Below are 7,516 nucleotides of genomic sequence, written 5' to 3'. Positions count from 1 at the left end.
CGGTAGCTAAGCCCATTCGCGCTGATGGTACTGCAACTTGGTGGTTGTGGGAGAGTAAGTGACTGCCGCAATATTTTGTTGAGAGGCTCTGCTTCTGATCTTCGGGTCAGGGGCAGGGCCTCTTCTTTTATTCACATGTGGGTTGTTTGTTTTCGTGGGTGGGTGTGATGGGTGTGCTTGGTGCTACCTGACGGGGGCGCAGCAACCTGGCGCCAGGTAGCTGGGCCCCCGTCAGGTAGTAAATGGGAGGAAGGTATGGAGACGAAGACAATTGACGCTCTCAGAGCCGAGCTTGCTCGCGACGGCGAGGTTGCGATCGGGTTCAATCGGACGAAGCAGTTTCTGCGTAATCCTGCCGGTTTTCTCGGGCTGCGCCGTTCCTCCCCGCCCTCACCACAGGTGATCGTCAACAACTTCGGTCTGTGGGCCGCCGTGGACGGATTCCCCGAAGGCGGCGTGCCATGGGCCCGTATTCTCGAAGTCCACATCACCAAGGTGAACGTCAGCTCGTATATCGATGTGAGCATCAGAACTCCCGATACGCCTGACCGCCGGCGGACGCTGCGTCTGCCGCATATGCTCACGGTCGATCCGGAGGTTCTGGCCAAGTGGATCGTCATGGAACTGATGGAACGCGGCAACCCGATCTGACTTTCGTCCAGACAGTCCAATGACGTCTTTCAACCCGGTGTCGTCCTGAGGAGATCCCTTCCGGATGGTAGGCGACGCGTTCTCCCACCGAAGCTCAAATGCTTGTCCATATTTGTGTTGCATGTCACGATGAAGTTGTCCGCTGCGCCGGATGCAAGTGAATAGCGACATCCGAATAGACAGCAAGGGAGAGACCGCATGAACGCATCAACCATCATCTGGATCGTCGTCGCCATTGTCGTGGTTCTGATCATCGTCGGCATCATCATCGCAGTCAGCCGAAAGGCGACGGCGAAGAAGCGCGAACACCAGCGGCAAGAGGCCGCCCAGATTCGACAGGAAGCTGCCGAATCCGAACATGATGTTCGTGCTCGAGAGGCCGAAGTCGAGAAACAGAGGGCAGAGGCAAAGCGCGCAAAAGCCGAAGCCGATGCTCGAGCTGCTGAAGCTGATCGTCAGGCGGCACAGGCCGAGCAGCTGGATTCTCAGGCTGCGAAACGCGAAGAAGCTGTGAAAGCCGAACGGCTCGAGCACGACCGCAGGTTGAAACATGCCGACGAACTGGACCCGGATACACCTCGTGGTGCCGATGACGCTCGTCGTGCAGACAACTCGGGTCCGGCTGGGGCGGCTGGGGCTCATGGGATGTCGGCGAACCACCAGACTGAGCACCGTCCCGACGAAACCGCACCGCAGACCGGGCGGCGGCCTGACGAACCGGTACAGCGAACCGATGTACGCCATGAACCGCATGTACGGCCGGACGCACCTCGTCAGGACCATCATGGTTATCGTGATGACGCCTATGCCGAACAGCCTGCTCGGCAGGACGCGCCGCGTCCGGACCAGCCTGGCCCTCAGGAACCCGTGCGCCGCGATCCGTACGCGGAGCAGGACATCCGCGCGGACCAACAGCCGCCGGAAAACGGAGTCCGGCCCCACGCCGAGGAACCGCTGGCCGAGGAGTACGATCCTCGAGTCGGCCAACGCGGCACTCAAGACCCATACGCTCGCGGCGATCGGAGGGTGGATCCGCTCGATGACGGAGGGGACCCCGAAGCTCCGAGGCACTGACACATCGTCGGCTAGAGTCAGATGAGACGGTGCCCGAACCACCCACGGTTCGGGCACCGTCTCGTTGGTCTCGGACCTCCGGGCACTGCAAGCGATCGTGATTCGCATGGGAAGGCCGCCTCCGCGCGGGTTCTCGCTCGCGCGCAGCGAGACGTATTCGTGACAAGCGGTTGCGTTGAAATCGATTGATGCTTCTGTAGTGTGTACGGCAAGATCCTAAGGAAGGCACCCCATGCTCGATAAGCTGCACGACGCACTTCGACTCCGCACCAACCCGGCCATCTTCTTCTCCTCAGCGGCCGTGATCATCATCTTCGTCCTCGGGACGATCTTCTTCACCGATCAGCTCGACGCAGGCGTCTCGGTCGCCTCGGATTGGCTGCTGACGAACCTCGGCTGGTTCTACATCCTCGGCGTCACCGTCTTCGTCGCGTTCCTCATCTACATCGCCGCCTCCCGCTACGGGCGAGCGAAACTCGGCCCTGACGACGAACCGCCGGAGCATTCCAACGGCGCCTGGTTCGCCATGCTCTTCGCCGCCGGCATCGGCTCGATCCTCATGTTCTGGGGCGTTGCCGAACCCGTCAGCCACTTCGGCGATCCACCGCGGGCTTCCCTCGGCATCGAACCGGGCACGCCTGCTGCCGCGGTCGATGCCATGAACTTCACGTACTATCACTTCACCCTGCACACCTGGGCGATCTTCACCCTGCCCGCGCTGTGCTTCGCCTACTTCATCCACAAGAGGAACCTGCCGCCGCGCGTGAGCTCGATCTTCCAGCCCATCCTCGGTGAGAAGATCCACGGTCCCATCGGCAAGACAATCGATGTCGTCGCCATCATCGGCACCGTCTTCGGCATCGCCGTTTCGATCGGTCTGGGCACGCTGCAGATCAACGGCGGTCTCGCCCAGGTCATCGGCATCCCCGAGAACGCTCTGTGGCAGCTGATCATCATCGGCGTCGTCTGCGGACTCGCCACGATCTCGGTCTCGCTGGGCCTCGACAAAGGCATCAAGGTCCTGTCGAACCTCAACATCGTCGTGGCTGTGCTGCTGCTCGTCTTCATCGTCGTCTTCGGCCCGACGCTGTTCATGGCCAAGGGCGTTTTCGAATCTCTCGGCACCTACATCCAACAGCTGCCCGAACTCGCGCTGTGGAACGACACATTCGCCAACACCGGCTGGCAGAACACCTGGACGGTCTTCTACTGGGCGTGGACGATCACCTGGTCGCCGTTCGTCGGCATCTTCATCGCCCGCATCTCCCGCGGACGCACCATCCGCCAGTTCGTCATCGGCGTGCTCGCCATCCCCTCCGCCTTCTCGATCCTGTGGTTCGGCATCTTCGGCTACGCCTCATTCGACATCGAGCTCAACCAAGGCGGAGGACTGGTCGACCGAGTCGTCGATCAGGGAGACATCCCGGGAGCGCTGTTCGCGTTCCTCGACCACTACCCGCTGGCAGGGCCCGTGTCGGTGATCGCAATCGTCCTCGTGGTGATCTTCTTCGTCACCTCGGTGGACTCCGCGGCGCTCGTCGTCGACACGATGAACAACGGTCACGAAGACTTCAACCCGCTGCCGCAGCGCATCTTCTGGGCCCTTGCCGTCGCCGTCGTCACTGCGGCACTGCTCGTGTTCTCCGGCTCCGGCGGACTCGAAGCGCTGCAGTCGACGATCATCCTCGTCGGGCTGCCGTTCTTCATCATCGCCTACTTCCAGATCTACGCTCTCATGCGAGCCCTGCGCGAGGATGCGGGCGTTCTGCCGCGGGTGCGCATGCGCCGTTGGAAGAAGGTCCTGCCACCCGAGGAGGTCGAACGCCGACAGGGCGGAGACGAACAGTTCGGCCACGAATACGACGATGATGAGGAGGTCGTCACCGAACCCGAAGCAGTCGAACCGGCACCGAAGTTCCGTGACCCCTATGTCGAAATCCCTCGCGAGAAGAAGGGACGCCGTGAGGGGACGCTGGCCAGCCGCACGGGCAGCCGTGCGACCAGCCACGGTCAAGGTAAGGGCGGCGACGCCGACACCGACTGCGGCGGCTGACCGAGCTCGGGCATGACGAAGGGGGCGCTGCGATCGCAGCGCCCCCTTCGTTTCGGGTCTGGGCCGAAGTTCCCACTCAGGTCATCGAATCAGCGCTGGGCCGCCTCGGTGATCGGGGATTCAGACGATCGGGTCAGATCACTGCCCGTTCTTGATCATCTCCGCGCACTTCTCGCCCATCATCATCACGGTGATGTTCGGGTTGACCGTGGTGATTTCCGGCATCGCCGAGGCGTCGACGACGCGCAGACGATTGACGCCCTTGACTCGCAGCTGCGGATCCAGCGGCGACATCTCGTCATCGGCAGCTCCCATACGCACCGTGCCGACCGGGTGGTAGACGGTGTTGTGGGTGCGGGTGATGTAGTCGGCGATCTGCTCGTCGGTCTGGACGTCCTTGCCGGGGAACAGCTCCTCGCCGGCCCACTCGGACATGGCGTCCTGGGAGACGATCTCGCGGGCCTTCTTGATGCCGGCGACCATGACGCGCATGTCATGGCCCTCCGGGTCGGTGAAGTAGCGGGGATCGACCTTCGGCTTGTCACGGAAGTCCTTCGAGCGCAGGCGCACGGTGCCGCGCGACTTCGCATGAGTGACATTCGGGGTGAGGCAGAAGGAGTTCTCCGAGGTCTTGTAACCCTGACGCAGGGTGTGCATATCGAAGGGCACCGAGCCGTAGTGCATCATCAGGTCCGGACGATCGAGGCCCTCCTCGGTGGGGGAGAAGATGCCGATCTCCCACCACTGGGTGGAATCCTCGACCATCGGCTTCTTGGCCTCCCAGGAGATGACGCCCTCCGGGTGATCGCCCAGGTGCTCGCCGACTCCCGGCGAATCCACGCGAGCCTCAATGCCGACCTCGGCGAGGTGGGCCTTCGGACCGATGCCCGAGAGCATGAGCAGCTGCGGGGTGTTGATCGCGCCGGAGGAGACGATGACTTCCTTCTTCGCCTCGATCCGGTTGGTCTTGCCGAAGGCATTGTTGACTACGAGCACAGCCGTGCAGTTGTCGTCCTCGTCGAACTCGAGCTCCTTGGCCTGAGTATCGGTGAGGATCGTGAGGTTCTCACGATCGAGGATCGGGTGGAGGTAGGACACCGAGGAGGACGACCGGGTGCCGTCATCCTTGCGGTTGACCTGGAAGAAGTTCGCACCGTTGATGACGGTCTGACCCTCGTTGAACTGCACGCGAGGGATGCCGGCCTGCTCGCAGGCGTCGAGGAGCGCGACACCACAGGGATCGACCGGGGGCACGTTCATCAGACGGACCGGGCCGTCGTGGCCGTGGTGGTCGCCGGGCAGCTCATTGTTCTCGAGCTTCTTGTACAGGCCGAAGGTGTCCTTCGAACCCCATCCGGCTGCACCGTGCTTCTCTTCCCACTCATCGAGATCCTCGCGCGGAGCCCAGAAGGCGATGCACGAGTTGTGGGACGAGCAGCCGCCGAGCACCTTGGCGCGGGCGTGGCGCATGTGCGAGTTGCCGTTCTCCTGCTCTTCGATCGGGTAGTCCCAGTCGTAGCCGGATTCGAGGAGCTCCATCCAGCGGTTGAGCTCGAGGACGACGTCCTTGTCCGTGTCAGTGGGGCCGGCCTCGAGGAGTCCGACGGTGACTTCGGGGTCCTCGCTCAGCCGGGCCGCGACCGCTGCGCCGGCAGAGCCGCCGCCGACGACGACGTAATCAAAGCTATGAGTAGTTTTCACTGTTCATCTCTCCTTGTACTGAGGTATGCGTCTACAGGCTGCGGCGGATCACTTGGAGTGATCGGGGAACCAGCCGGTGACTGCCGGCTCGAGGTTCTGATAGATGTGCTTGGCTTCCTGGTACTCGGCCAGACCCGTGGGTCCGAGCTCGCGCCCGAAGCCGGACTGCTTGTAACCGCCCCATTCGGCCTGCGGCAGGTAGGGGTGGAAGTCGTTGATCCAGATGGTGCCGTGGCGCAGACGCTGAGCGACCAGCTGGGTCTTGCCCGCATCCTGGCTCCACACCGCTCCGGCCAGACCGTAGTAGGTGTCATTGGCGATCTCGACAGCCTCATCGACGGTGGAGAAGGTCTCGACGGTGACGACGGGACCGAAAGCCTCGTCGGAGACGACCGACATTCCGCGCTTGACCTGGTCGAGCACGGTCGGCAGGTAGTAGAACCCGTTCTCCAGGTCACCCTCGCCGAACTTGCCGCCGCAGCGCAGACGCGCACCCTCGGCGATGCCCTTCTCCACATAGGCGTGCACCTTATCGCGGTGTGCTGCGGAGATGAGGGGACCGGTCTCGGCGTTCTCGTCGAAGGGTCCGCCGAGTCGGATCTGCTCGGCACGCTCGACAAGGCGGTTGACGAACTCCTCGGCGATGGATTCCTCGACGATGAGTCGGGCACCGGCCGAGCACACCTGCCCGGAGTGGACGAAAGCGCCGTTGAGAGCATTGTCCAGAGCCGCATCGAAGTCGGCATCGGCGAAGATGACGTTCGGGTTCTTGCCGCCGAGTTCGAGGGCGATCTTCTTGATCGAGTCGGCGGCGTTGCGGAACAGCAGGCGACCGGTGACGAGGCCACCGGTAAACGAGACCATGTCGATGTCCTCGTGCGTCGACAGCGGGGCACCGGCATCGGCGCCCGCACCGAGGATGAGGTTGCCGACTCCGGCCGGCAGACCGAGCTCTTCGAGCACCTGCATGGTGAGGATCGCGGTGTGCGGGGTGAGCTCGGCAGGCTTGAGGATGAAGGTGTTGCCGGCGGCGATGGCCGGGGCGATCTTCCACGCGGCCTGCAGCAGCGGGTAGTTCCACGGGGTGATGAGCGCGCAGACGCCGACGGGCTCGTGCACGATCTTCGACGCCACGGTGTCGGTGCCGGCGTCGACGACGCGGCCGGCATCGTTTGCCGCGAGCTTGCCGAAGTAATCGAAGCAGTTCGCGATGTCGTCCATGTCGATCTGCGATTCGACGAAGCGCTTGCCGGTGTCGAGGGACTCGGCACGCGCGAATTCGTCCTTGCGCTCACGCAGAGCGGCGGCGAACTTCAGCAGCAGATCGCCGCGTTCGCTGGCGGGGACGGAGGACCAGACGCCGGAGTCGAAGGCACGGCGAGCGGCCTTGATCGCCAGCTCGGTATCTTCGGGGCTGGCTTCGTCCACCTCGGCGACGAAGCTGCCGTCGGCCGGGTTATGGATCTTTCGGGTTCCACCGTTGACGGCTGAAACCCACTGTCCGTCGATGAAGAGTGTGTTTGGCACGATTTCTCCTATTCCTAGCGGGTGAACGGTTGTGCGATCTGAAGGGCCGAACGCGCAGTCGCGGCAGTGGAGCCTGAGGTGTCGGGGAGTTTCCGAACTGCCGCGGAACTGCCGTTTGACCTGCGACTCGAACTGCTCCGGCGGCATTCATGCACATGCTTCCGGCAATCACAATAGGCGAAGTCAGGGGCCGAATGCGCAATCGAATGATGCTGGTCACACCGGCAAGTGATCTTGGTCATCACGTGGCGAGGGACGGCGGCTGCACTGGGGGACAGGCAGGCGCTAACCGCGCTGGGGGACGGGCAGGCAACTGGGCCGGAAATTCTGATCGTGGAATCGCGGAGACATCCGTCATCCGCACAATGAGTTTCCACGTCAGGTGTCATTCGTCCCCTGGTGTCGAGGCGGCGCGGACATCCGCTGCCGCCGAACCTCTTCGATTGCCGTCGGCCGTTCCACTGGATTCGCCTTGATTCTAACAGAGTGCTGAGGCGGTGACCTGGGCGT

Annotated in this window: 6 protein-coding genes; 3 read left to right on the top strand and 3 right to left on the bottom strand. The window is 63.0% G+C overall.

The features are described 5' to 3' along the window. Positions 1-255 precede the first annotated feature (255 nt). Positions 256-651, top strand: coding sequence for a hypothetical protein (locus tag SB749_RS18580; RefSeq protein WP_410711604.1), 396 nt, complete (start codon positions 256-258; stop codon positions 649-651). Positions 652-858: 207 nt separating this feature from the next. On the opposite strand, the gene SB749_RS18575 is transcribed toward SB749_RS18580, so the two are convergent. Next, complete coding sequence (locus tag SB749_RS18575) at positions 859-1,395, bottom strand: hypothetical protein (RefSeq protein WP_410711603.1); 537 nt, start codon at positions 1,393-1,395, stop codon at positions 859-861. Between the two features lie 123 nt (positions 1,396-1,518). On the opposite strand from SB749_RS18575, the gene SB749_RS18570 reads away from it, so the two are divergent. After that, positions 1,519-1,725 (top strand): hypothetical protein, encoded by a 207-nt coding sequence (locus tag SB749_RS18570; protein ID WP_410711602.1) that lies wholly within the window; start codon positions 1,519-1,521, stop codon positions 1,723-1,725. Positions 1,726-1,957: 232 nt separating this feature from the next. After that, the gene (locus SB749_RS18565) at positions 1,958-3,778 is read left to right on the top strand and encodes a BCCT family transporter (protein WP_410711601.1); all 1,821 of its coding nucleotides are present in this window, start codon (positions 1,958-1,960) and stop codon (positions 3,776-3,778) included. A 138-nt stretch (positions 3,779-3,916) separates the two neighbouring features. Here the strand turns inward: SB749_RS18565 and SB749_RS18560 are convergent, their stop codons facing one another. Both SB749_RS18560 and SB749_RS18555 read right to left on the bottom strand, forming a co-directional pair. Beyond that, positions 3,917-5,479, bottom strand: a complete 1,563-nt coding sequence (locus SB749_RS18560) for a GMC family oxidoreductase (RefSeq protein WP_410711600.1) — start codon at positions 5,477-5,479, stop codon at positions 3,917-3,919. A 48-nt stretch (positions 5,480-5,527) separates the two neighbouring features. Further along, positions 5,528-7,006 carry an aldehyde dehydrogenase family protein gene (locus tag SB749_RS18555; RefSeq protein WP_410711599.1) on the bottom strand — a complete coding sequence of 493 codons (1,479 nt, stop codon included), beginning with the start codon at positions 7,004-7,006 and terminating at the stop codon, positions 5,528-5,530. Positions 7,007-7,516 lie beyond the last annotated feature (510 nt).

The sequence above is a fragment of the Brevibacterium sp. SIMBA_078 genome (assembly GCF_046534565.1).
Lineage (GTDB): Bacteria > Actinomycetota > Actinomycetes > Actinomycetales > Brevibacteriaceae > Brevibacterium.
The sequence above is the reverse complement of the archived record's forward strand: the minus strand, read 5'-3'. Positions and strand labels throughout refer to the sequence as shown.

Coding starts and splice junctions, on each gene's coding strand:
- SB749_RS18580 (WP_410711604.1), top strand. CDS start 256: ATGGAGACGAAGACAATTGACGCTCTCAGAGCCGAGCTTGCTCGCGAC.
- SB749_RS18575 (WP_410711603.1), bottom strand. CDS start 1,395: ATGGCGTACATCGGTTCGCTGTACCGGTTCGTCAGGCCGCCGCCCGGT.
- SB749_RS18565 (WP_410711601.1), top strand. CDS start 1,958: ATGCTCGATAAGCTGCACGACGCACTTCGACTCCGCACCAACCCGGCC.